We start from the raw sequence: 24,986 nt of genomic DNA on the forward strand, positions 1-24,986 counted from the left end.
GAGGCTAGAGGGGATAAGAGTTTCCCGAAATTATTTATATTTTACTTCTCATTGAGTGTATAAACGTACCGCCTTTCGTTTGTAGGCTCATAGGTAGTAAAACCACCCTGTCATGTGGTTTCTTGATTTCTATGTTAAAGATGGATCGTTTTACCGATGGAATGATGGTTCGTTCGATTGAATGAACTGCATGTTACAAAGAAGTAAAGTCTTATCTATTACATTAGTAATTACTCACGATTTTTATTAATGTAACGTAAGCTGGATTCTTCTTAAACGATTAAACGAGCAGAGAGCTTCCGCTCTTTGTTTGAGCCAATACAGCTGAACATTCCCCTCAGTCTTATGTATTGGTTCAAACAAGGCGGTGGAAAAAGGTAATAACCGTCTTATAGATTATAAAGATTGATTCCCTTTGTATTCGACAATATTTATATTTCATCTGTCACGGGATGCAATGTAATAAAAATAATATGATTGGATTTTGTGGTGTCTCTTTAAAGGTAGAGTGTAAATGCCAGAACCATCGCCGGCGGTAAGTCCGGGACAATCGTATTGACTCCACGGAGTATAAACGAGAAATGGTTTCAACTGTTTCTCCTTGGTTCGATACGATTATCACTCGAGCTTATAAGAATGATAACTCCGCGGTAAACATCTTATAAGGGTAGTTATATTGTCCAAGGAGAAACAGTTGATATCAGCTAAAGGTTACAAAGAGCATTCTTGTTCTTCTCCCAGTCACCGACACAGGGCGTGTAGCCATACTATTGATGCGGTGATTTGGAGAAGGTTGAGAGTACCTCACCTCAATCTTGAAATGAAGAGATACTTATTGCCATTTGTTTTCTCTCTTTTCTCCCATCCCCTTGAAAGCTGTCACTTCGGTGATGGCTTTTTGTTTTGTAGGATATTCTTTTATTCTGTCGAATAGATAGAGTGGGAGAGGAGGGATAAAGATGAAGGTACACGAGTTAGTAAAACATCTACAAGAGTTTCCAAATCAAGATGCAGAAGTAATGGTGCAATATCTATTTACTGCTAAAAAGTCGGATAAAGTAATACCAGGATTGGTTAAAGCTACTGAGCTTTTAGTGGATTTAAAAGGGACTAGAGATTGCGCTTATATATCAACAGAAGTAATCGAAGAAGAGATATAAGATATAGCATCCATAACGGGTGCTTTTTTCTTTGTTATATAGAAATTACACATTAAACATGAAGTTGAACAGGAGGATAAATGATGAGTGAATATATTAATATCAAATTTCAAGAAGGACCAATTCAAGAGAATGGGGTGAATGGTGCTCAAATTGAAGAAGTGATTCAAGTATTACATGATAGATTGCAAGGATTCCAAAATGGAGGATTTCCGTGTAATGAAAACACAATGGCAATGCACCATTTAAAGCGAGCGAAAGAATGGTTAGATGAACGCACAGCAAAACGTAAAGCGCAAGGTGTAGAAGGTAAGAATATTAAACATAATGATTAAACCAATAGCAATTATCGTAGGCGCTACCGTGAACTGGTGGGCGTCTTGTTTGTTGTAAAGGAAAGATAACAAAACAAACGAACACAACGAACGGAAATAGAGGTGAAGAATCATGAGCTCTAACGTTACGTTTTCCATGCAGATGAATGGTGAAAGTAAAGATGCGACAGCTTATGTTAGTGGTATCGCAAATATTGCTGTTTTTCTGCTATCTAACACAGATAGACGTATAGTTGATAAGTTGTTAACTCAAGTTGGTGAAGAAGAGAAGATGTTTATCGAAGCTACTTTAGCAGGATTGAAGTATCATTCTCAATAAGCGCGATGTCTCAAAAACATTTGATTGCGAGACACGTTCGTCACCAACCAAATATCAATGATTGCTTTGTGTCAAAACTATGTATCAAAAACAATTGAATTTGATACAGGGAATTGATACAATTAACCTATCAAACATAGAGGGTGATGGGGAATGATATTTGGTTATGCAAGGGTATCAACAAAGAAGCAAAGTTTGGATATGCAGTTAGATGAGTTGAAACGATACGGTTGTGAAGAAATCATAACTGAAAAAGAAAGTGGTGCGAAGAAGGATAGAAAAGAACTTCAACTGCTTCTTAGTAAACTTCGAAAGGGCGATACTTTAGTTGTATATAAACTTGATCGTCTAGGAAGAACAATGCACCAGCTTGTTAATTTACTTCAAGAGTTTAATGAAAAAGGCATTCACTTTGTATCTATTAAAGATGGAATTGATACATCTACAACAATGGGAAGATTCCTATTTCATATATTTGGTGCTATGGCTGAAATGGAACGTGAAGTAATTAATGAGCGCGTTATTAGTGGTGTAGCTGCTGCTAAAGCAAGAGGAAGAGAAGGGGGAAGAAAGAAAGCTCATACTCCCCAACAAATACAAGGTATGTTGGAACTGCTTGCTTCTGGTAAAACAAAAGTGGAAGTGTGCGAGATGTTTAATGTAGCAAGAGCGACTTTATACCGTTATATAAAGGAATACGAAGCGAATAATAAACAGTTAAAGTAGCGAATCCGCTGCTTTTTTATTTTATAAAGCATTTAGCGTAAGGAGGAGTTAGATAAATGAAACTAACTGAACTAACTAAACAAGAACAGATGGTTGTTATCGGCAATTTAATAAATAATGTTATTGGTGTGGAGTTAGTAAAACAACGCATTGATGATCAGAAGTTAGAAAAAGCTATATCAATGCACAACGAAATGAACGATGACATGACGCCAAAGCAAACGCGAGAGGCGTTTATTAGTGTGTTAGATAAAACAATTGATGAGTTTTTAAAAGCCGATGGATAAAAGTTAGACAAATTACTTCCTATTATATAGAAGGTGGTGGGTGATATGAAGTGAAACAAAAACACGAGTTAGCTCAAGAAGATTACATGCAAGGAATGAAGTATAAAGAATTGGCTGAGAAATATGAGGTCAGTATTAATACAATTAAGTCCTGGAGAAAAAGGCATGGTTGGAATCGAAAAGGGGTGCACCCACAAGATGAAAAAGGATGCACCCAAACTAAGAAAACAGGTGCACCCGTTGGCAATCAAAATGCAGTAGGTAATTCGGGTAATAAGAATCCTAAATGGGGTAATAAGAATGCTGTTGGTCATGGCGCTCCAAAAGGGAACCATAACGCTATGACGCATGGATTATATGCAACTGTCGTTTATGAGCACTTATCTGATGAAGATAGAGTGCTATTTGATTTGTCTCAGGATATAGAAGGGCAAGAACAAGAGTTACAAGTAGCTCGTTTTAAGTTAGCCAAACTAATACAAGATCAGAAGGAACACAGATTAAAAGGTATGGCGGTATCGGGTGACGGTGCTTATTCCTATACATTAAGAGATGACTTTTACACAGATGCTATTAACAAAGCACTTGATATGATTTCCAAAATTGAAACTCGTATCGATAAATCAAAATTAGAGCGTGAAAAGTTGCAAGCACAGTTAAGTAAAATGAGGGCAGAAACAGAGTTTATAGAAGAAAGAATTAAACTGCTGAAAGGTCAAAAGAAAGATACTTCATTACTCGATGCATTAATAGAGGGGCGTAAACAATATGAGCAAAACAGCGATTAAGTTTTCGCCTAAACAATTAGAAGTCATCTATCGTCCGTATAATTACACTTTTGATGTACTAGAAGGCACCCCCAGATCGGGGAAGACAACAGCAGGGCATTTCCGCTATGCTGATTATTTGACGTGGACAAGGGATACAAACCATTTAATTACTGCATACAACCAGGAGCAAGCATATCGTTTATTTATCGATGGTGATGGCACTGGGTTGCAGCATATCTTTGGTAATCTTGCTGAGATTAAGCACGATGAGCACGGCTCACACCTTTCAGTACACACGCCTAATGGAGTTAAGAAAATCTATTATAAGGGCGGGGGAAAAAGTAACAGTGTCGGCGCTATAACGGGTATGTCGCTGGGTAGTGTAGTGTTTTGTGAAATTAATCTGCTTAATATGGGAATGATTCAAGAGTGTTTTCGTCGTACATTTGCTGCTCAAGATCGTTACCATTTGGCTGACTTGAATCCACCTGCTCCACATCATCCAGTTATTTCAGAAGTATTCGATGTACAGAATACTCGTTGGACTCACTGGACGATACAAGATAATCCAATCATTACTGAGATACGTAAGCAGGAAATACATGACATCCTTTCAAAGAACCCTTACTTACTGGAACGAGATTGGTATGGCAAACGAGTGATGCCACAGGGTGTTATTTACTCCATGTTTAGCATGAAAGACAACATCATTCCTGCTGTTCGTGGTCAGAGATATGAAATGTACTTTACTGCTGACGGTGGGCAATCAGATGCAACTTCGTGTAGTTGTAACATTGTGGTTCGTTATGAAAACAAATTTAGGTTGTTGCGTGTAGCTAACTACTATCATAGCGGTAAAGATACAGGGCAAGTTAAAGCGATGTCCACTTATGCGAAAGAAATTAAGAAGTTCATGGAATGGTGCGTTAAAAAATTTGAAATGCACTATACAGAAGTGTTTGTTGACCCTGCGTGTAAGTCATTAAGAGAAGAGTTGCATATGGTAGGGATTCTAACGAGAACAGCTGACAATAACGCTCATGACGTAAAAGGTTCAAGTAAAGGGAAAGAAGTTGGGATAGAACGACTTCAAAACTCTATAACTAATGAACAATTTATGCTCGTTGAATGTGATGAATACGATCATTACAATTTCTTAAAAGAGATTGGTATGTATGTGCGCTTAGATAATGGCGAACCGATAGATAACTACAATCACGCCTTAGATGAGTGCAGATACTCAAATAATTATTTCTATAAACGATACGTAAAATAAGGCGGTGAGAGCGTGTTTGGAAACATCGTTGCAAAAGTAAGGGGGTGGCTATATAAATTGGGACTGATTAAAGGAATTAAGAAGATATCAGACAAAAAAGACATACCTGTAAATGAAGAATCTTATAAGCATATTGATATGTGGAAGGCTTTATACAGTGGGCACTATGACGAATGGCACAATGTTAAGTACCATACGCTCGATGGACAAAAGAGCAGGACAATGGCATCTCTTAACATGGCGAAGGTCATATCACAGGAAATGGCTGCTCTTATTTTCAATGAAAAATGTTCTATTAACATCTCAGATAAAACGTTATCCGATGATATTAAGAGTGTTCTTGATGAAAATAACTTCATTAAAGAGTTTCAAAGGTATCTAGAATATAACTTCGCTTTAGGTGGAATGGTCATTAAAGTGTATTGGGACAATGGAATTAAGCTTTCATATGTCACAGCTGATTGCTTCATCCCTGTAGCATGGGATAACAAACATATCACTGAAGGTGTGTTTGTAAATGAAATTTCTAAAGGTGATAAAAAGTACACTTTGCTAGAGTGGCATCTAGTTGAAGGCAGCGAGTATGTTATCAAAAATGAACTGTATGAGAGTAAGAATCAAGGTGATTTAGGTGTAAAAGTGTCCTTGCCGACTCTGTATCCTGATTTAGAAGAAGAAGTGCGAATTGAAAACTTATCTAAACCAATGTTTGTATACTTCAAACCGAATACAGCTAACAACTTCGATATGAGTTCACCTCTTGGTATTTCTATTTATGCTAACGCTTTAGGGACACTTAAGTCACTTGATATAGCGTTCGATAGTTTTCAACGTGAGTTCGTCTTAGGAAAGAAACGTATTATTGTTCCAGATATGGCGATTAAGACTATTGCAGACCCTTTAACCGGTTCGATGTTACGCTATTTCGATGCGAATGATGAAGTGTATCAAGCATTTCAGTTAGGCGATAACATGGATAAAATACAGGATATATCAGTTGAGTTACGTGTAGAAGAACATGCAGCTGCTATTAACGCTTTATTAAACTATCTGTCCTCTCAAGTTGGGCTTTCTGCTGGAACATTTAGCTTTGATGGGCAAGGAGTTAAAACAGCAACAGAAGTTGTTAGTGAAAACTCCAAGACGTTCAGGACGAAGCAGTCACACGAAACAGTTATTGAGGATGGCATTCGGGATTTAGTCGATATTATTATTGAAATTGCTGCTTTATATGATGAATTTGATAGTACTGATAAATACGAAGTCACTGTTACTTTTGACGACTCTATTGCAGAAGATCAGACAGCAGAGATTAATAAGCAAGTTACGCTTGTTATGAATGGCTTAACAACTAAAAAGTTAGCAATCATGAAGATACATGGTGTTTCTGAAGAAGAAGCGAAGAAAATTGTAGAAGAAATTCAAAATGAGAATAAGATGGTTATGCCTGAAGGAGTAGATTTCTTCGGCATGAACAATAAACAACAGAATAATAGTTCAGGAGATGAAGGGTAATGGCACTCCCTCCTGAGAAGTTACAGCAACTCTCTATATTTGTAGTGGATATCTACAATGCAATCGAAGAAGAGTTGCTTTTAAATATGGCCAGAATTCTCAAGTACGATAGGGAATTGCTATTAACTGCTGAGGATTTTACAGAATACCAACATTGGCGCATAGTTCAGCTAAATAAGTTGGGTAAGTTGAATCAACAACAAATGAATACAATCTCCCGTCATAGCGGTAAAACGGCTGAAGAAGTGCGGAAGATGCTAGAAGGTGCTGGTTTTACTGCGATAGAACAACACGAGCCGTTATATCAGCAAGCAGTACAAGCAGGTAGTTTAGTTTCTGCTCCTGCGATGCATACGAGCGCCGCTCTAATCGGCACTCTTAACGCTTATGAGCAACAGGCATTAGATACGCTGAACCTTGTAAATACAACCATGTTGAAGCAGTCACAACAGGTTTATCTAGATGTTTTAAATAAGACGGTAGGTAAACTACTGGGCGGTGTCATAACGCCACAACAGGCATTAAGACAGACCGTTTCTGAGTGGTCGCAGCGAGGAATCCCTGCTCTGATTGATAAAGCGGGGAGAAGATGGGGAGTAGAAGGATACGTTAGTATGTGCGCTCGGTCTACAAGCCAAAACGTAGCTAATGGTATGCAAGACGAAAGAATGCGGGAGTACAAAGTAGACCTATGCGAAGTATCCAGTTACCCAGGAGCACGACCGAAATGCTTTGAAGATCAAGGTAAGATTTACAGTTTGAGTGGCAAACATCCTAAGTACAAGCCTTTAAGTAGTACAAGCTATGGTGAACCTGATGGGCTATTCGGTATAAATTGCTCACATATTCGTTATCCATACATTGAGGGGTTATCTACTCAAAGGTATTTCCCACATGAGGATATAGAAGAGAATCGCAGGATTTACAAGCAAAGCCAACAGCAGCGAGCGTTAGAACGTCAGATTAGAAAAGCGAAAAGAGAAGTAAAGGTTATGGAAGCGTTAGGCGATACAGAAGGCGTGAAAGCAGCGAAAACCAAGGTATCACAACACCAAGCAGCTATGAGAGAGTTCATCAAAGAAACAGGTCGTAAACGTCAGCAGAATCGAGAACAAATAGAACCATTAAGCAATAATGAAAAAGAACAATTGAACAATTTTAATAATGGTTTAGGAAATGTGAATAAAGAAGTTAAGATTCCACCGTCTACATTAAAGCATTCTGGCGTGGGAGATTTTACTAATCCTAAAAATCCGAAAAAAGAAAAGATCGGCAACATGAGAGGTGGAGGGCATGGTCAATCTAATATTGAACTATTAAAGGACCATGTAATTGAGTACAATATAGTTGAGGTACTGCCTAATGGTGTAAGACTAGGAAATATCCCTAGCCATAAAGAGAAGCCAAAGAAAACAGGAAAAGAACAATCATGGTTTCCTGAATCATGGACTGATCAAGACATCAATGAGGCAGCGGTATATGTTGCTAATCTGCAAGATAAAAATAAATATCTTCTTGAAGAGACTCCATACATTATAAGAAAGTATGCTAATTATAATGGTGTTACAGTTGCTATTGTGTATGATAAAAAGAGACACTCAGTAACTACTATATTCCCTGATGGAATACAAAGATTGTTAGGAGGTGGATGATATGGATTGGTCCAGATCTAAAGAAATCCTTTCTAATCGAATCGAAATAGCTGACCACGGTGCTGGGATGAGCCCGCTTGATGAATGGTGGGAAGAGATGCCTCAAATTCTTTCTAAAGATCAAAGTGAAACAGAGAAATTCCTCGAAGAAAGATCAACCAAAGAACTATATTTTTTGAGTGAACTATTTGAGGATATAGCTTATCGATTTAAAACAGATTCTTTTATATGGTTCCTGAAAGAACTACACTTGAAACATCCAGATGCAGAAATGGAAGAACAAATTAAAGAAGCAGAAGAAGTTATTTAAAAACGCACTTACTAAGTAAAAATAGTAAGTGCGTTTTATTTTGTCGGTTTATTCGTAGTCGACGCTATAAACAAAACGAAAGGACAAGTATTTAATCCGAAAGGAAGGATATATATGGCGTTACAGAAAGAAACAGGTTATCAAGGACCTTTTAAACTTGAAGGATCATTACGATTAGATTTGCAATTCTTCGCTGAGGATGGAGATGGCGGAGAAGGAACCACCCCACCAACTGCACCGTTACAACAAGAAGGTGATACTGTTGAAAATCCGGAACCAACAGCAACACAAGAACCTTCTAAGGCATTTTCCCAAGAAGATGTGAACAATATTGCAGCAAAAGAAGCAAAAAAAGCACAGGAAAAATTGTTGAAGCAGTTAGGCGTTGATGATTTTAACAGCGCGAAAGAAGGGCTTGCGAAGTTTCGGGAATATCAAGACTCTCAAAAAACAGAGCAAGAGAAAATGAACGAGCAGCTTACAACGTATCAAACTCAAGCAAAAGAAAGTGAGAATACTATTTTTGCTTTGAAAGCTGAGAACGCTGCAATTAAGTCTGGTATCACAGAAGAAAAGAACTTAAATGCAGTTATTACTCTAGCAAAGACAAAGGTTAGTGATGATGTAGACATTACAAAGGCTATTGAATTGGTAGTGGAAGAGTTTCCACATTTTAAAGGTGTAGTGGAAGAACCGCCAGCAGATCCAGGTAAACCGAAACCAACATTCTCTAGTGGCCAACATCAACAACAATCGATGACTGAATCTGAAAAATGGGCTGCTGCATTCGGTATTAAGAAGTAACGAGTCATCTTTATAGGTGGCTTTTTGTTTTGCAAAAAATAAAAAAAGAAAAGAGTGATTTATTAATGGCTACATTAAACTATGCAACACAATATCAAGAGGTATTAGTTCAAAAGTTTTCTCAAGGTCTATCTTTCGCTGCATTATACAACACGCCGAACAACGCTGTTGTCAAATGGACTGGAGCTAAAACAATCCAAATTCCACGCATTAAAGTTGGAGGCTACACAGACGTTAACCGTGATGCAGCAGGTAACTACACTCGTCGCGTTGATAACTCTTTCGAGCCAAAAACACTAGGTCATGACCGTGAATTCCGTACATTAGTAGATCCAGTTGACGTTGATGAAACAAATATGGCTGTAACAATTGCGAATATCACTCGTGTATTCAACGATGAGGAAGCAGTTCCTGAACATGACAAGTATATGGCTTCTAAATTATATGCGGAATACACTGGAGCAGGTAAAACAGCTGATACAACAGTTCTTACTCCTGAAAGTTTCTTAGAAGTATTTGACCAAATGATGTTAGAAATGGACGAAGCTGAAGTTCCGCAAACAGGTCGTCTACTCTACATTACACCTGCTGTTAAAAAGATTGTAAAAGCAGCTAAAGATTTACAACGCAATTTAGAGGTTGGCGGAACTGGCGAAAAAGCTGTTAACCGCGGCGTATACTCTTTAGATGATGTAACTATCATCCCTGTACCGTCTACACGTATGAAAACTGCGTACAACTTTACAAATGGCGCTGTACCTGATGCAACTGCAAAACAAATCAACATGGTCTTAATTCACCCACTAGCTATGGTTGCTCCACAGCAATATGAATTCGTTAGCTTGGATCAACCATCTGCTACAACTGGCGGCAAATACTTCTACTACGAGCGCAAATACTGGGATGTATTTATCTTAGGCGCTAAAGTAGACGGTGTTAAATTCAATATTACTTCTGCATAAGAGAGGCTTTCATAGCTCTCTTTTTCTCTTTTATATAAGAAAGGAATGGTGGTTACATGAGTAACACGGTAAAAGTAAAACGATTAAACAAAGTATTAAACATTGATAAAGACTTCTTGACTAGCTATCTGAATGATGGTTTCGACCAAATTAACGACGAAGGTAAGATTCTGAAACGTGCTACTGGCGGCCGTAACATTTCGGTACAAGAGTACAATCAAGCACTTGATAAAATCGATGCGTTAGAGGCAGAATTAGCTGATTTAAAAGCACCGAAAAAGTCTGCTGCTAAGTAGGTGATCGCATGCCATATATTGATGTAGATTACTACAATAACGATTACGAAGGGACTCCGGTTTCTGACGAAGTGTTATTAAGAAGAATGATTAAAAGAGCTAGTGAGCAGATTGATAGTATCATAGGTTACAAATTACAAGGAGTTGACTTTGATAAAGTTGCTCCTTTTATTCGTGACCAAGTGAAAAAAGCTACTGCTGCTCAAGTTGAGTTTTTAGCGATTAACGGAGAGACTTCTGCAACTGTAAGTGAAGGTGGCGGAGGATTTTCTGTTGGAGCTTATTCAGAGAATGGTATGAGTGCAGGAGCAACAGATGCGCCAAGTCATTATGACCGTTATGCGATTACTGTTGTTGATTACTTAAAGCATACTGGCTTACTTTACGCGGGCGTGTGTGTACATGGCTAAACCAATTAGACGCTCATTATTAATCCATACAATTGAGTATTTTGAGTATAAGGGTGAGGATGATACTTGGAGTGGTAGTGATAATTACGAACCTGCTGTAACGATTGAAAGAGTAAGAGTTGAACCTAAAAATACTGTCGTATCTAATGGAAACGGCGAGAGTCTTGTTACTAATACTCTGCTATTTCATGACTCTGTACATTCCACTCCGGTTGTATTCAAGGAGAAGTCTAAGGTAATTTTCAACGGTAAAGAAATGATTGTTAAAAAAGCAGCTGAATTTTATGACCGCAGTTCTTTACATCATGTCGAGGTGATGTTCGAATGATCAAAGTTAACATTAACGTAGACACTGATTTAATTGAGGAAAAAGTTTTCGCTGCTACTGATAAAGCACAATTCGCCCTGGATCAGCAAGTGCTGAAGGATAGTAATTACTATATCCCTAAAGATACAGCTGAGTTAGAGCGTTCCGGCGTTAGATTTAGCAGACCTGGAGAAGGGCATGTGGAATGGAATACTCCATACGCAAGGCGGTTGTATTACAATCCACAATATAACTTTTCTACAGACGTCAATCCTAATGCTCAGGGTCTTTGGTATGAAGCAGCAAAAGCTGCTAAATTAGATAATTGGGTTGAATTAGTTGAAAAAACAACTAAAGATAATTTGTAGGTGATTCATATGAAATGGTTGATTGATTCTATCAAAAATCATTTAGCTAGAAATTTATCGCCGTCAATAATATTTACTCCGGTTAAAGCTGACATGTTGGATATAGGGACAAACAATAAACCGAAAAAGAGTATTGCTGTTCGTATGATTCCATCAGCTCCGGGTGAACAGTATTTCGAGGGTGAGATTATCAATAAGCAGTTTCAAGTGCTTGTGAAGAGTGATAATCAATTAGAGGTTAATAACACTACAGAAGCAATTGCACGTGAATTAAATAACGTTCATAGACGTTCTTTTAACGCTATAGATGGCTCCTATACACTAAGACGATTGAATGTGTATGTGGAGCCTAATTTTGTTGAGAAGACAGCAGCTAACGAGTGGATATATACCGCACTTTTTACAACAGAACTAGAAAAGGGAGGATAAAATCATGGCATTTTTATTAAATCATGGTTACAAATTCGAGATTAACACAGCCGCTACAGGCGCGGAAAAAATGGAAGCTATCGCTAAAGGTATTACGTCTGTCGATCCGGATAACAACGAAGAAACAGAAGAAACGTATTATTTCGATGGCGGCGGTTCTGCTGAACGTGACGTAACAGGTTTTATGATGAGTTACGGTTTTGAAGGTCACCGTTTCTACGGGGATCCTGCACAAGACTTCATTTTCAGTAAGCTTCACAAAGTCGGTCCAGATCGTAAAATCGACTTCCAAGTAACTGAACCTAATGGAGATAAGTGGAAAGGTAAAGCAACACTATCAGAAATTAAAGCTCCAGGTGGAGATGCTAATGCTAAAGGTGAAATTGAGTTCACGATTAGTTTTGATGGTTTGCCAACATTCACGAAAAAAACAACAACCTAATAAATGGAGTCGCTTGATGCGGCTCTTTTTCTCTTAAAATACGAATTTACAAAAATATAAAAAATGGAGAGTGTATTGAATGTCAAAATTTAAATTTGAATTCGAAAAGACATATAAAGAAGTGGATGTAGCAGGTAAATTATACCGAGTTGATTTTGATGATGCAGCTTTAACGAAATATCAAAAGGCATTCAAACGATTCGATAAAGAAATCAAAGTTGTTACGGATAGTATCGTTGATTTTGATGCTGCTACAGATGAAGTTATTGAAGAAACAGCAGAAAAACAAAAAGAAGTCGTGAAAGCGATTGTCGAAACATTCTTAGGAGCAGGATCTTTCGAAGATTTATATGAAAAAGCCGGTAAATCATCAACGAACCTAATGTCACTTGTTCATTATCTAAACGAACTTTACATTGATGAAGAGAAAAAGAAAGCCGATAATGCTCGCGATAAATATCTAAGTAACGTGAAGAAATAATGTTTACATTAACAGAACGCGAAAATGACTTCTATACATGGAAAGGCGTTCGGTTAGAACTAAACTTGGCGTTCGACAATGTCATTTTGCTGTTAGATCTGCTATCTGACGAAGAGGTAAATGAATATGCAAGAATAGATATCGCGTTGCACATGCTAGTCGTCGAAAGAGAGCTTTTAAAGCAGCTAGACATGGAACAGAAATCAATTCTATTCATGGATGTTTTGAAACATAGATTAAATGTCGACTTAGAAGAGTCGATGAAAAAAGATGGAGAGGAAAATAAAAATGGAGAAGATGAAAAATTACGGGAACCGCCTATCACTGATTTCAAGGTAGATGCGGAACGGATTTTTTCATCTTTTTTATTTGACTACAACATTGATCTAATCGAGCAACAAGGAAAAATGCAGTGGAACAAGTTTCTAGCTCTCTTCCGTAACCTTTCTGAAAAGTCTCCAATGGGTCAAGCACTTCATTATCGCACTTGTGAAATGCCGCAAAAAGATAAACATAACGCCGACGAAAGAAAGCGTATCAAGAAAATGAAAGAGTTGTATGAGCTTCCAAAAGCAAAAGAGATTAGAGAACAACGTGAATTCATTGAATTCCAGAAGAGCATGGAAGCAAAAAAGGCCATGATCGAAGGTAGGTGAAATAATGGCTGATGGAAGAGTTGAAATAGAAACCAGGTTAGACAGGAGTAATTTACGTCGTGATGTTCAACAGGTTAATAGAGATCTAGAACAAGTCGGAAATAACATGGGACAAGCAGGACGGGAAGCTAACAGGGAAATGGCTAGCCAACTAAGAGATACTAGCAGCCAAGCAAGACGCGCATACGACGATATGGCGCAGTCTGCAGCTAGGTCAGGAAATGCAACAAGAGCAGCAGCGAACGCTACTGTAGAAGCTAATAGACGTTCTATTGATAGCTCTCGACAATCTGCTCAAGCTAGACATGCAGAAGCTGAAGCTGTTCGCCACATGGCCGATATAACGGAGAGTTCAAACGGTAGAGCTACACGTTCTTATTATAATTCAAGAAGAGAACAACAAGCACTTTACAACTCGATGACGCAGCGTCAAAGGGAAATGTATACCGAAATGAAACAGGGTTATATGCAGCAACATCAAGCGATGATGAAACAAAAAGGTGCTATGGTTGAAGTGCAGTATGGTTATTTCAAATTAGCGCAGTCATCAAAAGATTATGCAGGATCAACAAAACAATTCATGTCTGAAGTTCAAGCGTTAGGAAAGGCTCAGAAAAAAACGGCTGATGATGCGATAAATGCGAATCGTCTCGCTATGATGGGAATGCTACAGCAGATTGGCTACATGCAGAATATGACGACGCAAGCAACCCGTATAAGTGAAAACTATAAACGTATGGCTAATCCGCTATATATGATCAATAGCGCAGGATTAAAAGCTGCAGACGCATTAAATCGAATGGCTAACGCTGGTAATGCATCGGTATTAGCTCTGAAAATGCTAGGTCCAACTGCTAAAATGAAAGATTTGCAGAATATGACAATGATGATTACGCAGGGATTAATGCGATTCAATATGGTAGCATTGGCTGCGGCAGCTACAAGCGCGCTTTTATATTCCGCTTTATTTAAAGCTGCTAAAGGGCCAGATCCTTCTGAAGTGTATAGACAGCAGGAAGAAGCATTAACTGCTTATAAAGATGCAGTTGTACAAAGAACGAATGAGATTATGGACGCTTGGAATATATTCGAAGAAGTTCAAATGAAGGCTGTAAGTGGTGCTAAACTTACTAAGAATTTAGAGGAACAAGTCGGGATATTAGGGAGATGGAAAGACAATCTAACTAGCATAGCGCAACGAGCCGGACTTGAATTCTCTAATTATTTAGCTCAACTTGGTCCGCAATCAGCAGAAGAAGTAAAAGCTATCGCTCAGATGACTGATCCAGAACTTCAGAAATATGTAGAATTATGGCGTCAGAAAATGGCTTTAGCAAGAGGACAAGCAACGAATGAATTAGCTATGTTGAAAGCCGAAACAGATGCGAAAGTAAAAGAATTGCAGGATTCATTAACTCCATTAGGGTTAGCGTGGGAGAGGATGAAAGGCGCATTTCTTACTGCTGTACAACCCATGGTCGATGCTTTCGGTCTATTGATGACACCACTAGTTAATTTTGCTGCTAAGTTTTTCGAATTAGTAACGCTATTTAACCAGGCTCATCCGACATTAGCGTTAATCATTCAAGCGATCATCATGTTGGTTCCTGCTTTAACACTGATACTATCACCTTTAGCTATTGGAATCGGATTGTGGAACGGTATGCTTGCTGCATGGAGTTCTATCTGGATGTTAATAGGACCATTAATTACTGGGTTAATGGCGATGAGCGCTACAGTTTGGGTAGTATCAGCTGCCATAGTCGGTTTGGTCGCTGGTATCGTTTACTTATGGAATACAAACGAGGGCTTTAGGAATGCTGTTATTGCAGCTTGGGAAGCTATAAAACAAACAGCGATTACCGTTTGGAATTTCATCTTAAATAGCGTACTTATTCCGGTTTGGTCCGCAATGACTTCATATTTCCAAGAAGTTTTACAGAAAATCCAATCTTGGTGGACTGAAAACGGAGACATGATCATGCAGGCGGCGTCAAATGTGTGGAATTTCGTACTTTCGATAATCCAGACAGTTATGCCAATTATAATGTCGATAATGCAAGTTATGTGGCCAATTATAAAAGAAATTGTAATCGGAACCTGGGAAGCTATTAAAAATGTGATAAACGGAGCGCTAAACGTCATTATGGGGATTGTGAATTTCTTCGCCGCTCTTTTCACTGGAAACTGGGGTAAAATGTGGGATGCAGTGAAACAAATCTGGAATGGCGCTTTGGAATTACTATGGGGTTGGCTTCAATTATGGGGAGCAGGACGAATCCTAAAATGGCTTGGTAAATTCGCAGGTGACATAGTTAAACCATTCATTAAATTCTGGGATGACATTAAGCGCGTCTGGAATAATGCGTTAGCTGAAATATACGTATTCTTCGGTTCTAAATTAGAATCGATAACTGCGTTTGTAAGAAGTTGGGGCGGAATGGCTAAAAATGTTTTTGATGGGATTTGGTCCGCGATAGTTAACGGTGTTTCCAATAAGTTAAACGGTATTGTTACAGGCGTAGAGATGATTTTAAATAAGGTCGTTAGTTTTATTACCAACATGGGAAAAACGTTCTTTAACGCAGGTCGCGGATTAATAGAAATGATGGCAAAAGGGATAAAAAGCGCAGCGAGTTGGGTTACTGATGCAGTAAGTGATTTAGCTCAAAAAGCGCGTGACTTCCTCCCGTTCTCTCCTGCTAAAACAGGTCCATTAAGTGACTTAGATCATCTTGATTTCGGAGGACCAATTACAGATAGTATTAAATTAGCATTCCCGCAAGTAGGCGGGCTTATGAGTGATTTATTAGATTTACCGCCAATACTCCCTAGTATTCAACAAAACAGTGTTGTCGAAGCGAAAACAGCTAAGAAAGACAACAGTACTACCGAATCTAACGGAAGCGCACCAACTTATATCGTAATAGATAAAAAGATTGTCGGTGAAGTATTAGCGCAGCCTGTCGAAAACACAAACAACAGACGCAAACAACGTTTAGCACAATTTAAACCAACTGTAACACCTTCATTCTAATGAGTGGAGGTGTTTTTATATGCACTGAAAGGAGGAAAATACATGTCAGGAAGTTTTTCCTTTAACGGAATACGAAAAGACTACATTTTTATCTTAATGGGATTTAGCCGACCTGCATGGTCTCCTGTTGAGAGAGACATCTTAAAGGTTCCTTCTAAAGCAGGAGGATATCTCCTACAAACAAATACAGATGTGCGAACAATAGAAGTCCCTGTCATTATTAAGGCCGGGAGTCAAAGTGAAATGCAAAAGAAGAAAGAAGATTTAGCAGATTGGCTTTTAACAGATCAACCTTGTGAATTAATTTTTGATGATGAACCTGACCGGACATACATGGCTGTAATTGATGGTGAGGCAGATATAGAAGAGTTAATTTTCAGAGGGAAGGGGAAGATTACATTTGTTTGTCCTATGCCATATAAACTAGGGGCTGTTCAAACGAAAACTATGTCGATACAGAATCAAGACTTAAAAGCCTCTTTTGATAATAAAGGTACAGTAGAAACGATACCTGTTATTGATATTGAGGTGTTAAATCCTAGCCCATCCTTAGATGTATGGAACCAGGACGAATATTTTAGAATTGGATATCCTACAGGGGTTAAAAATCGTGTAGTGAAACAAGATGAGCGTCTTATATGGGACGAAATGAAAAGTTTAGCTCCTTGGACTGCTGTAACTGGACAAATAGGGATTTACAAAAGTTCGGGAACTATGAAGGTGTGGCAAGGGTATGCTTTTACACCTGATTCGTACGGAACGGGAACAGATACTGAGTGGCACGGTCCTTTTATGAAGCGAACGATTCCTAATACAGGAGGCGTTATTCAAGACTTTAGACTTGATGTGCAAATGAATTTCCAATCCGAACACTGGAACAGAATGGGTAAAACCGTAGTAATGCTTTTAGACGCTAATGATAATGTGATAGTTGAGTTAGCAATGGCTGATGAATACATGAGCCATGAGATGACAACAGCTCAAGCTATCATAGACTCAAGAGGCGCTAGAAAGTGGATTTCTGACGAAACGGGAATGTATCGAGATACGTTTAATGACTTCAGAGGACATGTTTCAGTAGCTCGTAGAGGCAAAGAATGGAGCTTCTATTTTGCTAAGTATCGTAAAAATACTGAGATAGATGATGCTAGTTTTGTTCGCAAATGGAGAGACGAGTCTGATAGTAATCCTATGACAGCTAGACCGGTAGCCAAGGTAGCTATAGGTTGCATCGCTTATGGTACTAATCCACCTGCTGATATAGCATTTATTGAAGACGTTAAATTTTGGAGAATAAACACTTTAAATATAGATGAAACTCCTTATATCTTTGATGTTGGAGACAAAGTAAGAATAGATACAGAAAGATCTTTAGTAACAATCAATGGGAAGAATGCGATTGGATTGAAAGACATCTTTAGTACATTTCCTATCGTAAAGAGAGGGCAGAACGATATTATTGTGCGGCCCTCTAATATAGGAACAGCTCAAATAGCATACAGGGAGAGATACAAGTAATGAGAAAGCCTAGCGGAGATTTACACATAGTAGATTATAAAACAAGACGTGTTATCGCTACAATTCAACCAGAAGATTACACAGAAGATTTAAGACACTGGGAGATTAAGAATAGCGTAGATATATTAGACTTCAAAGTATTAGAAAGCTCTCCGTACGCTGTATATCTTCAACAACAAAACTTAGTGTTAAAAGAGGTGCGTAGCGGTGTTATTGTACCGTATGTAATTACAGAGATTGAGAAAGACTCCGCATCCCATCTCATTACTGTATATGCTTCGGGCGAGTGGACCTTATTAGATAAGGACAGTTACTTTGTTCCTCAACGTATTGAAAGTTGGACTGCAAAGCAATACTTAGATTTTGCTACAGCTCGTACAGAATGGTTAGTAGGGAATATCGAAGCTAAAGGAACACGTACTCATACAATCAAAGAATTCACTAGTCCATTGAAGCTTATTCATGATGTATCTACTTTGTTTGATAATACGGAAACGCAATACCGAGTCATTATACAAGGTGGCGAAATAACTAAAAAGTATATAGATCTTGTAGAAAAGAGAGGAAGAGAAACAGGAAAAGAAGTTACTCTCGGTAAAGATTTACTAGGAGTTAAACGTGTAGAAAACTCAGAGAATATCATTACAGCTTTAGTTCCTTATGTAATGGGACAGGATGAAGACGGAAAAGAAAAACTTATTACGATTGAGTCTGTAAATAATGGCTTACAGTATATTGTAGATGAAGATGCTTACCAACGTTGGAATGTTAACGGGAAGCATCTTTTTGGTTTTTATACACCAGAAACAGAAGACCAAGACATGACACCACAAAGATTATTGACATTAGCGAAAACAGAACTACGCAAACGAGTTCAAACTATCGTGACGTATGAGGTTGATGCAGTAGATGCCTCACGTGTGTTTGGTTTGGAACACGAACAGATTAACGAAGGCGATACGATTAACATTATCGACGAAGGTATGCATCCGACTTTATATCTTGAAGCTAGAGCGATTGCAGGTGATGAATCTCACAAAGACCCACGTCAAAATAAATACACATTTGGTAATTACAGAGAGATTGTTAACCAAGACGATGCACTACGTAGAATGTACCAGAAGATGCTTACTATGGTTCAAGATAAAGTATCTAAAGAATGGTTTGATGCTTTAGAAGAGAAAGTAACCGAAACAAACAACAAAGTTGATACAGCAGTAAAGGAATCGCAAGCTGCAAAAGATTTAGCAGAAGCGACTCAAGAATACATGGAGAAAAATCTTGTGGATATTATAGAAAGTGCTACACCGCCTACAGATAACCTAAAGGACGGGAAAACGCTTTGGAGTGATTCAAGCGTCCCTAATAACAAGGTTCTGAAGCTTTGGAAGGGCGGGGCATGGATAATTATCTCTCCTGACACTAAACCGCTTAACACGGCTCTTACGCAGGCTCAGAATGACATTACAAAAGCTAAGCAGGATATCACTACTAATAAAGGGTTATTAGATACTGCTAAGTCAGAGATACAGGGCAACATTAACACCGAGAAGCAACGTATTACAGATTTAACTACTACAGTTGGAAAGAAAGTAGATAAGACTTGGATTGACCAACAACTATTAGATAAAGCAGACAAGTCAGGCGTATACACGAAAGATTACATTGATCAAAACACTGTAGGGAAGCAGGTATATGAGACGGACAAGGCGGGTAACGTTCAGAAATTCACTGATATGAGCACAGACATTACTCATAACGCTAACGCTATTAAGTCTAAAGCAGAGCAGTCAAGTCTCGATACTACTAACAACAATGTAACAGGCGTTACTAACCGTGTTACTACAGTAGAGCAAACAGCTACAGGGCTTACTACTCGTATAGGTTCAGCAGAGAGCAAAATTAATACTGCAACTGGGGACATTTCAAGTCTGAAAACTAAAACGAATACAATTGAGCAGACAGCTAACGGCTCTGCGCAAAAGATTACCGAGTTAACAGGACAATTTACACAGAAAACGAATGAGATTATTAACACTGTAGAGACAAACGCTCAGAAACTTACTGCTGTAGAGACAACTGTGAAGAATGCCAAGTACGGACGTGATAACTTAATACCTAACTCGGGGATGTTTTCTAACACAGGTGGTTGGATTCCTAACACGCCTGCTAACTCAACTATGGAAGTTGTAACAGAAGACGGCTTTAATGTTATGAAAATAAAAGGTTCTATCCGTGCAAGTAATCCTATTACACTTAAGCCTGATACAGAATATGTATACTCTGCATTGATTAAAATACCTGTAGATAACGTCGTTTCTGACGGTTCAGGGAATCCCCTGCACTTTTGGTCAACTATTGGAGCAAACCCTCACACAGCCGTGCAGAGGGCTATTTTAGAGCCTACTTCTAAGAAAGTACTTGCTAATACATGGACACGTGTTAGTTATAAGTTTAGAACACTAGCAGGAGCAGAAAATACGCTGTTTACTCCTTTCATGTATTCTACTGAGTTAATTAACTCCAATGCTTTCTTTTACGTTAGATACTTCCAATTGATTGAAGGGAATCAAATTACAGAGGATTGGCAAGCACCAAGCGGGGATATTGTTAAGAAAACAAACGAAATTGTACAAACAGTTGACAGCACTATTTCACGTGTATCTGCTGTAGAGAATAGACGGACGGGCTCGGACAATTTAGTTAAAGCTAATAGTGACAAAATGGTTGTAGCACCGAAAAACCTCGGAAACGATGCAGACAATTACAACTATGTAGGCGTACCTGTAACTATGCAAATGGATCGTACCTACACAATTTCAGCCCGTGTTAAATTCACAGCAGGCACAGACAGACACATAACTGTTTACCCTTATACGAATGGAGTATCTACCCACGTTGAAATTAAAGACGGCTTCATTTTCCATACTTTCAAGAAAATAAACGTTAACACTACTCAGATACTTCTTTATTCAGGTAAAGCGGGGACTACACGTAGTAAAGGTGTAGAGTTCACTGAAATTATGGTTACTGAAGGGGACGGGGTAGTTGCTTACGCTCCACCAAGCCCGACTATAGACGAATACACTCAAAAGACTACAGCAATTGAGCAGACGGCTACAGGGCTACAATCTAGCATTACAGCTACTACTAACCGTGTAACGGCTGTAGAAGGAAGAACAGGAACGTTAGAAACAAAAAGTAATACCCTACGCAGTGACGTTGACGGAAACACTACAGATATTAGCTCCCTACGTGAAGATGTAAAATCGAACGGGGAAAACTTATTTGCAGACTCTTCATGTAACAATGAATACCCTAAATTCTTTGACGATACAGGCTATATTATCAACGGTGCTACTCATGTGTTTTGGGAGGACTATATTAAGCTAACATGTACTAGCTACGCAGACGCTTTCTACCAAGTCGGGGGCTCTCTGATAACTGCTACACACGGTATTTTACCGAATGAGACACTTACACTTTCATTAGAGTTAATGCAGAACGTAGCAGGAGGACAAACGCTTATATTCCAACATGATGGGACTAATTGGTCTGAAGCAGAAGTTAAAACGCACACTAATACAGGATGGAAACGAGTAGAGCATACTTTCAAAGTAAAAGCAAACATGAAAGGAATCATGGTACGTATTAGATTTCCTAGAGTGGCTGAAGCAAATACTAAGTCACTATGGATTAGACAGCTTAAGCTAGAGCGTGGATCACTTGCAACGCCTTGGGGAATGTCTTCAGTAGAAATCCTGAAGAAGAATAACACAATTAAGCAAACGACTGACGAAAACTCTGCAACGTTAACGTCCATGAATGCTAGCGGTATGGTAGGGGCTAACATGGTTTATAACGCAGACATGCTACAACGCCCTACAAATGGCTATCCTGACGGTTGGGCTGTATCAAATATAACTAATATCGTATGGCAAAACCCGTGGGCTGATGAACCAAGGGGAGCAGTATTCCGTTTTAACCGTACAAACTTAGCTGATACCGACCCTAACAATATTGTCAATGCTTACTCTAATAAGTTCCCAGTAGCACGAAACAAGGATTATACATGGAGCGTTTGGATGTATGTACCTGTAGCAAATTGGACAGCATTCAAAGTTAAAAATGCATTCGTCATGGAATATTATGACAATGCAGGCACACGGGTACAATACCAAGATGTAGGCTTAACAACTGACGAACAAAACAGCTTAAAAGCAGGTAATTGGACACGTATAACTAGAACATACAGACCAACTACAGCAGGGATTGTAACAGGTGCTTTCCGTCTTGCTCTATTCCATAATGGCGACATCTACTACAGAATGCCACAGGTGGAGATAGGGGCTGTAGCTACTGGATGGAATCGCTCTACAGTAGACTTTGCAGGCAATTACCAATTTGAAGACCTTAACACTCGTAGTAACACAATGAAGCAGACGCTTGACGGGACTGTCTCAAGTGTTAATTCAATTAGTCAAACTGTAGGGCAACATACAACGCAAATAACACAGCAGGACACTACAATCACGCAAATGAATAACGAGATAGGTCTGAGAGTTAAAACAACTGAAATGACGGACTATATGGACTCTCTAGGGAATACGAATGAGTTACGAAATTCAGCCTTTGAGGATAGAGTAATACACCCTACAACAGGGATCGTTACGAGCAGGACACCTAGTATCTCTAAGTGGAATACATGGACGAATGGAGTCGCTACTGCAAGCTTTGTAGCTGATTCTTCTAGAAATCACGCAGGCTACAACTCAGCAAAAATAGAAGTAACTTCACAGCCTGCTAATAAGTCTGTATCACTATATCAAGGTATTCCTATATTGCCTAACTCAGGGGACTATATATTCTCTGCTTGGTTCTATACAGATAGTGTAGCAGGACTTGACGGCGGGGCTTACATGGAGATTTCCTTCTACAATGGCGGTACTTGGGTATCATCTAAAGCAGTTCAGTTAGTACCTATTATGACTAATGGGGCTTGGAAGTTCGTTTCTGCTACTCTTCCTGCTCCCGCTTCAACGATTACAGCAGTAAGAGGGAACGTCACTATTAACCGTAATGGTAAGCTATGGGTGAGTCAGCCTATGTTACAACAAGGAAAGTACCCTAGCTCATTCCTAGAAAACTCTAATGATTACGCTAACTATGAGCAACTAGTTAGGGAAGTCGCTAAAAAAGTAGCTACAACGGATTACAACACTAAGATTACAACGATTGAGTCAAGCATTACACAGGCGAATAATGCAATTAACCTAAGAGTGTTATCTACTGATGTGTACAAGAAAACTGAAGCTGACGGACGCTTTGGAAGTAAGGCTATTGTAGATACACATGAGAGCTCTATTACTCTTCTAAAGAATCAAATTATCTCGAAAGTAGAAGCAGGTGGAATAGCTTCAGCGATTAACCAAACAGCTCAAGCCGTATTGATCCAAGCAGGAAAGATAATGCTAGACGGGTACGTGGAAGCAAAACACTTGAAAGCAAACAAGTTAGTCGGGATTACTATCGAGACAGAAGCAGAGAACTTTTCAGGAGCTAAGCTTACTCTCAATAAGTCAGACTTAACGGTTTACCGTAACAATGTAGCTCGTGGGTACTTTGGCTTCCTAGATAGAACTGACAGATATTATCAACCACTACTACAAGTCGGCGGGGGGTGGAAGAAGGATGTTAACTCTTCTATAGCTGAGTCTATTATGATTAGCACGATAGAGGATTATAGTGGAGCAGGTAACTTGGGAGTCATTGGACTTGCTAAGAGCATGAGCGGTAATGATATCACTTACTACCACTCTATTACGATGAACCCAATTAACAAAACTTTAACAGTCAATTCAGAGGGCGACTCACGGTATACAACTACAGACGGTGACTTATTCATTAAAGCTGTTAGTTCACGTAGTGGCTACGGTGATATTTCACTTGATTCTCAAAACCATATAATAAATACTGTATGGGGTGGGAAAGAGATTAAATTCAAAGACGGATCGAGTGAGTTTGCAAGTTTCGTAAAGAGTAGCTCCTACGACTCTGATTTGAAGCTAGGTCATTTGAAATTCCGTGTTTCTAATCACGCTGACTATTCGGGTTACGGTGTACAAGTAATGTACGGTGCAGGTATGGGGAATCTATACGGGGCAACTATTAGAGCAAAAGACAACATGTATGCTACTAATTTCCTTCCTAACTCCACACGTGCAATCAAGACTAACATTACAGAACTACCTTTCTCAGCGTTGCAAAAATTAAACTCTATCTGTATCAAAGAATACAATTTTATTAGAGACGTTGAGGAGTTTAATGCAGGCTTTATAGAATACGTTCCTAAGAAGTACGGAATGATTGCAGAGGAAACGGATGGTATCTTTACTACTAAGAGTAAGGACGCTGTTTCACTGTATGACATAGCTTCTATAACAGTAGCTGCTGTACAGGAAGTTGACTGGAAAGTAGCAAATGTAACCTTTGATGTTGGAATGCTGAAGCAGGAACTTGAAGCACAAAAACTTAGGGAAGTGACTCAAGATGAGCGAATCGCAGCATTAGAAGAATTAGTTCAAAAAATGATAAATGGAGCGCAAACAACTGAAAATACAACGCTAACAGAGCAGCTATAAGCTGGTCTTTTTTTATTGCCTAAAAAGGAGATGAACCAATGCAAGAAATTCAAGATTTAAAGAAAGAGTTCCAACAAGAGGTCCAACAGATAAAGTTAGATCAAAAAGACATGCAACGAGACATCAGAAATATCGAAACGCGTACCACTGTCAACGAAAAAGACATTGTAAATATAAACAAACTTCTCGATAAAATCAGCGCCAACACTACATGGATTCTTCGAATCATCATTGGGGCGATTGTAACGGCACTTATTGGATTGTTATTGAAAGGAGGTGTATAAG

24 protein-coding genes are annotated in these 24,986 nt (G+C 38.8%); all 24 read left to right on the forward strand.

Annotated features, from left to right (window positions below; genetic code table 11):
• Positions 1-959: 959 nt before the first annotated feature.
• The 24 genes from DN408_RS01025 (at position 960) to DN408_RS01145 (ending at position 24,985) form a co-directional block, all read left to right on the forward strand.
• Entirely contained in the window at positions 960-1,160 is a 201-nt protein-coding gene (locus tag DN408_RS01025) for a hypothetical protein (protein WP_078178370.1), read from the forward strand.
• Positions 1,161-1,243: 83 nt separating this feature from the next.
• Positions 1,244-1,495, forward strand: coding sequence for an Acb2/Tad1 domain-containing protein (locus tag DN408_RS01030; RefSeq protein ID WP_078178371.1), 252 nt, complete (start codon positions 1,244-1,246; stop codon positions 1,493-1,495).
• Positions 1,496-1,607: 112 nt separating this feature from the next.
• The gene (locus DN408_RS01035; RefSeq protein ID WP_078178372.1) at positions 1,608-1,814 is read left to right on the forward strand and encodes a hypothetical protein; all 207 of its coding nucleotides are present in this window, start codon (positions 1,608-1,610) and stop codon (positions 1,812-1,814) included.
• Between the two features lie 153 nt (positions 1,815-1,967).
• On the forward strand, positions 1,968-2,540 hold the full coding sequence (locus tag DN408_RS01040) for a recombinase family protein (RefSeq protein ID WP_078178373.1): 573 nt from the start codon (positions 1,968-1,970) through the stop codon (positions 2,538-2,540).
• A 56-nt stretch (positions 2,541-2,596) separates the two neighbouring features.
• Complete coding sequence (locus DN408_RS01045; protein WP_078178374.1) at positions 2,597-2,827, forward strand: hypothetical protein; 231 nt, start codon at positions 2,597-2,599, stop codon at positions 2,825-2,827.
• A gap of 50 nt (positions 2,828-2,877) precedes the next feature.
• Positions 2,878-3,615, forward strand: coding sequence for a hypothetical protein (locus DN408_RS01050; RefSeq protein WP_078178375.1), 738 nt, complete (start codon positions 2,878-2,880; stop codon positions 3,613-3,615).
• Complete coding sequence (locus tag DN408_RS01055) at positions 3,596-4,873, forward strand: PBSX family phage terminase large subunit (RefSeq protein ID WP_078178376.1); 1,278 nt, start codon at positions 3,596-3,598, stop codon at positions 4,871-4,873. The genes DN408_RS01050 and DN408_RS01055 overlap by 20 nt, the downstream gene beginning before the upstream one ends.
• Positions 4,874-4,885: 12 nt before the next feature.
• Positions 4,886-6,388 carry a phage portal protein gene (locus DN408_RS01060; protein WP_078178377.1) on the forward strand — a complete coding sequence of 501 codons (1,503 nt, stop codon included), beginning with the start codon at positions 4,886-4,888 and terminating at the stop codon, positions 6,386-6,388.
• Positions 6,388-8,040 (forward strand): phage minor capsid protein, encoded by a 1,653-nt coding sequence (locus DN408_RS01065; RefSeq protein WP_078178378.1) that lies wholly within the window; start codon positions 6,388-6,390, stop codon positions 8,038-8,040. Before DN408_RS01060 ends, DN408_RS01065 begins: the two co-directional genes overlap by 1 nt.
• A gap of 1 nt (position 8,041) precedes the next feature.
• Positions 8,042-8,350: a hypothetical protein gene (locus DN408_RS01070; RefSeq protein WP_078178379.1), complete on the forward strand. Its 309-nt coding sequence runs from the start codon at positions 8,042-8,044 to the stop codon at positions 8,348-8,350.
• 114 nt (positions 8,351-8,464) lie between these two features.
• Positions 8,465-9,154 carry a hypothetical protein gene (locus tag DN408_RS01075; RefSeq protein ID WP_147739920.1) on the forward strand — a complete coding sequence of 230 codons (690 nt, stop codon included), beginning with the start codon at positions 8,465-8,467 and terminating at the stop codon, positions 9,152-9,154.
• A gap of 65 nt (positions 9,155-9,219) precedes the next feature.
• A complete protein-coding gene (locus DN408_RS01080; RefSeq protein ID WP_078178405.1) occupies positions 9,220-10,116 on the forward strand; it encodes a capsid protein in 897 nt (298 codons plus the stop codon).
• 56 nt (positions 10,117-10,172) lie between these two features.
• Positions 10,173-10,412, forward strand: coding sequence for a hypothetical protein (locus tag DN408_RS01085; RefSeq protein WP_078178381.1), 240 nt, complete (start codon positions 10,173-10,175; stop codon positions 10,410-10,412).
• An 8-nt stretch (positions 10,413-10,420) separates the two neighbouring features.
• A complete protein-coding gene (locus DN408_RS01090; RefSeq protein WP_078178382.1) occupies positions 10,421-10,822 on the forward strand; it encodes a head-tail connector protein in 402 nt (133 codons plus the stop codon).
• On the forward strand, positions 10,815-11,150 hold the full coding sequence (locus DN408_RS01095) for a putative minor capsid protein (protein WP_078178383.1): 336 nt from the start codon (positions 10,815-10,817) through the stop codon (positions 11,148-11,150). The genes DN408_RS01090 and DN408_RS01095 overlap by 8 nt, the downstream gene beginning before the upstream one ends.
• Positions 11,147-11,497 carry a minor capsid protein gene (locus tag DN408_RS01100; protein WP_078178384.1) on the forward strand — a complete coding sequence of 117 codons (351 nt, stop codon included), beginning with the start codon at positions 11,147-11,149 and terminating at the stop codon, positions 11,495-11,497. Before DN408_RS01095 ends, DN408_RS01100 begins: the two co-directional genes overlap by 4 nt.
• A 9-nt stretch (positions 11,498-11,506) precedes the next feature.
• Positions 11,507-11,926 (forward strand): phage tail terminator protein, encoded by a 420-nt coding sequence (locus DN408_RS01105; RefSeq protein ID WP_078178385.1) that lies wholly within the window; start codon positions 11,507-11,509, stop codon positions 11,924-11,926.
• Positions 11,927-11,930: 4 nt separating this feature from the next.
• Entirely contained in the window at positions 11,931-12,368 is a 438-nt protein-coding gene (locus DN408_RS01110) for a phage tail tube protein (protein WP_078178386.1), read from the forward strand.
• A 79-nt stretch (positions 12,369-12,447) separates the two neighbouring features.
• The gene (locus tag DN408_RS01115) at positions 12,448-12,849 is read left to right on the forward strand and encodes a hypothetical protein (protein ID WP_078178387.1); all 402 of its coding nucleotides are present in this window, start codon (positions 12,448-12,450) and stop codon (positions 12,847-12,849) included.
• A complete protein-coding gene (locus DN408_RS01120) occupies positions 12,849-13,505 on the forward strand; it encodes a Gp15 family bacteriophage protein (RefSeq protein WP_078178388.1) in 657 nt (218 codons plus the stop codon). Before DN408_RS01115 ends, DN408_RS01120 begins: the two co-directional genes overlap by 1 nt.
• Before the next feature lie 4 nt (positions 13,506-13,509).
• The gene (locus DN408_RS01125) at positions 13,510-16,542 is read left to right on the forward strand and encodes a phage tail family protein (RefSeq protein ID WP_233154277.1); all 3,033 of its coding nucleotides are present in this window, start codon (positions 13,510-13,512) and stop codon (positions 16,540-16,542) included.
• A gap of 42 nt (positions 16,543-16,584) precedes the next feature.
• Entirely contained in the window at positions 16,585-18,060 is a 1,476-nt protein-coding gene (locus DN408_RS01130; protein WP_078178389.1) for a distal tail protein Dit, read from the forward strand.
• On the forward strand, positions 18,060-24,701 hold the full coding sequence (locus tag DN408_RS31795; RefSeq protein WP_235712308.1) for a phage tail spike protein: 6,642 nt from the start codon (positions 18,060-18,062) through the stop codon (positions 24,699-24,701). Before DN408_RS01130 ends, DN408_RS31795 begins: the two co-directional genes overlap by 1 nt.
• A gap of 38 nt (positions 24,702-24,739) precedes the next feature.
• The gene (locus tag DN408_RS01145; RefSeq protein ID WP_078178390.1) at positions 24,740-24,985 is read left to right on the forward strand and encodes a hemolysin XhlA family protein; all 246 of its coding nucleotides are present in this window, start codon (positions 24,740-24,742) and stop codon (positions 24,983-24,985) included.
• Position 24,986 lies beyond the last annotated feature (1 nt).

Source organism: Bacillus sp. AR13-1, from assembly GCF_008042285.1.
Classification (GTDB): domain Bacteria; phylum Bacillota; class Bacilli; order Bacillales; family Bacillaceae_G; genus Bacillus_A; species Bacillus_A mycoides.

Bases quoted from the DNA above. Each gene is read 5' to 3' on its own strand.
- DN408_RS01025 (WP_078178370.1), top strand. From the start codon at position 960: ATGAAGGTACACGAGTTAGTAAAACATCTACAAGAGTTTCCAAATCAA.
- DN408_RS01030 (WP_078178371.1), top strand. From the start codon at position 1,244: ATGAGTGAATATATTAATATCAAATTTCAAGAAGGACCAATTCAAGAG.
- DN408_RS01035 (WP_078178372.1), top strand. From the start codon at position 1,608: ATGAGCTCTAACGTTACGTTTTCCATGCAGATGAATGGTGAAAGTAAA.
- DN408_RS01040 (WP_078178373.1), top strand. From the start codon at position 1,968: ATGATATTTGGTTATGCAAGGGTATCAACAAAGAAGCAAAGTTTGGAT.
- DN408_RS01045 (WP_078178374.1), top strand. From the start codon at position 2,597: ATGAAACTAACTGAACTAACTAAACAAGAACAGATGGTTGTTATCGGC.
- DN408_RS01055 (WP_078178376.1), top strand. From the start codon at position 3,596: ATGAGCAAAACAGCGATTAAGTTTTCGCCTAAACAATTAGAAGTCATC.
- DN408_RS01065 (WP_078178378.1), top strand. From the start codon at position 6,388: ATGGCACTCCCTCCTGAGAAGTTACAGCAACTCTCTATATTTGTAGTG.
- DN408_RS01070 (WP_078178379.1), top strand. From the start codon at position 8,042: ATGGATTGGTCCAGATCTAAAGAAATCCTTTCTAATCGAATCGAAATA.
- DN408_RS01075 (WP_147739920.1), top strand. From the start codon at position 8,465: ATGGCGTTACAGAAAGAAACAGGTTATCAAGGACCTTTTAAACTTGAA.
- DN408_RS01080 (WP_078178405.1), top strand. From the start codon at position 9,220: ATGGCTACATTAAACTATGCAACACAATATCAAGAGGTATTAGTTCAA.
- DN408_RS01085 (WP_078178381.1), top strand. From the start codon at position 10,173: ATGAGTAACACGGTAAAAGTAAAACGATTAAACAAAGTATTAAACATT.
- DN408_RS01090 (WP_078178382.1), top strand. From the start codon at position 10,421: ATGCCATATATTGATGTAGATTACTACAATAACGATTACGAAGGGACT.
- DN408_RS01095 (WP_078178383.1), top strand. From the start codon at position 10,815: ATGGCTAAACCAATTAGACGCTCATTATTAATCCATACAATTGAGTAT.
- DN408_RS01100 (WP_078178384.1), top strand. From the start codon at position 11,147: ATGATCAAAGTTAACATTAACGTAGACACTGATTTAATTGAGGAAAAA.
- DN408_RS01105 (WP_078178385.1), top strand. From the start codon at position 11,507: ATGAAATGGTTGATTGATTCTATCAAAAATCATTTAGCTAGAAATTTA.
- DN408_RS01110 (WP_078178386.1), top strand. From the start codon at position 11,931: ATGGCATTTTTATTAAATCATGGTTACAAATTCGAGATTAACACAGCC.
- DN408_RS01115 (WP_078178387.1), top strand. From the start codon at position 12,448: ATGTCAAAATTTAAATTTGAATTCGAAAAGACATATAAAGAAGTGGAT.
- DN408_RS01120 (WP_078178388.1), top strand. From the start codon at position 12,849: ATGTTTACATTAACAGAACGCGAAAATGACTTCTATACATGGAAAGGC.
- DN408_RS01125 (WP_233154277.1), top strand. From the start codon at position 13,510: ATGGCTGATGGAAGAGTTGAAATAGAAACCAGGTTAGACAGGAGTAAT.
- DN408_RS01130 (WP_078178389.1), top strand. From the start codon at position 16,585: ATGTCAGGAAGTTTTTCCTTTAACGGAATACGAAAAGACTACATTTTT.
- DN408_RS31795 (WP_235712308.1), top strand. From the start codon at position 18,060: ATGAGAAAGCCTAGCGGAGATTTACACATAGTAGATTATAAAACAAGA.
- DN408_RS01145 (WP_078178390.1), top strand. From the start codon at position 24,740: ATGCAAGAAATTCAAGATTTAAAGAAAGAGTTCCAACAAGAGGTCCAA.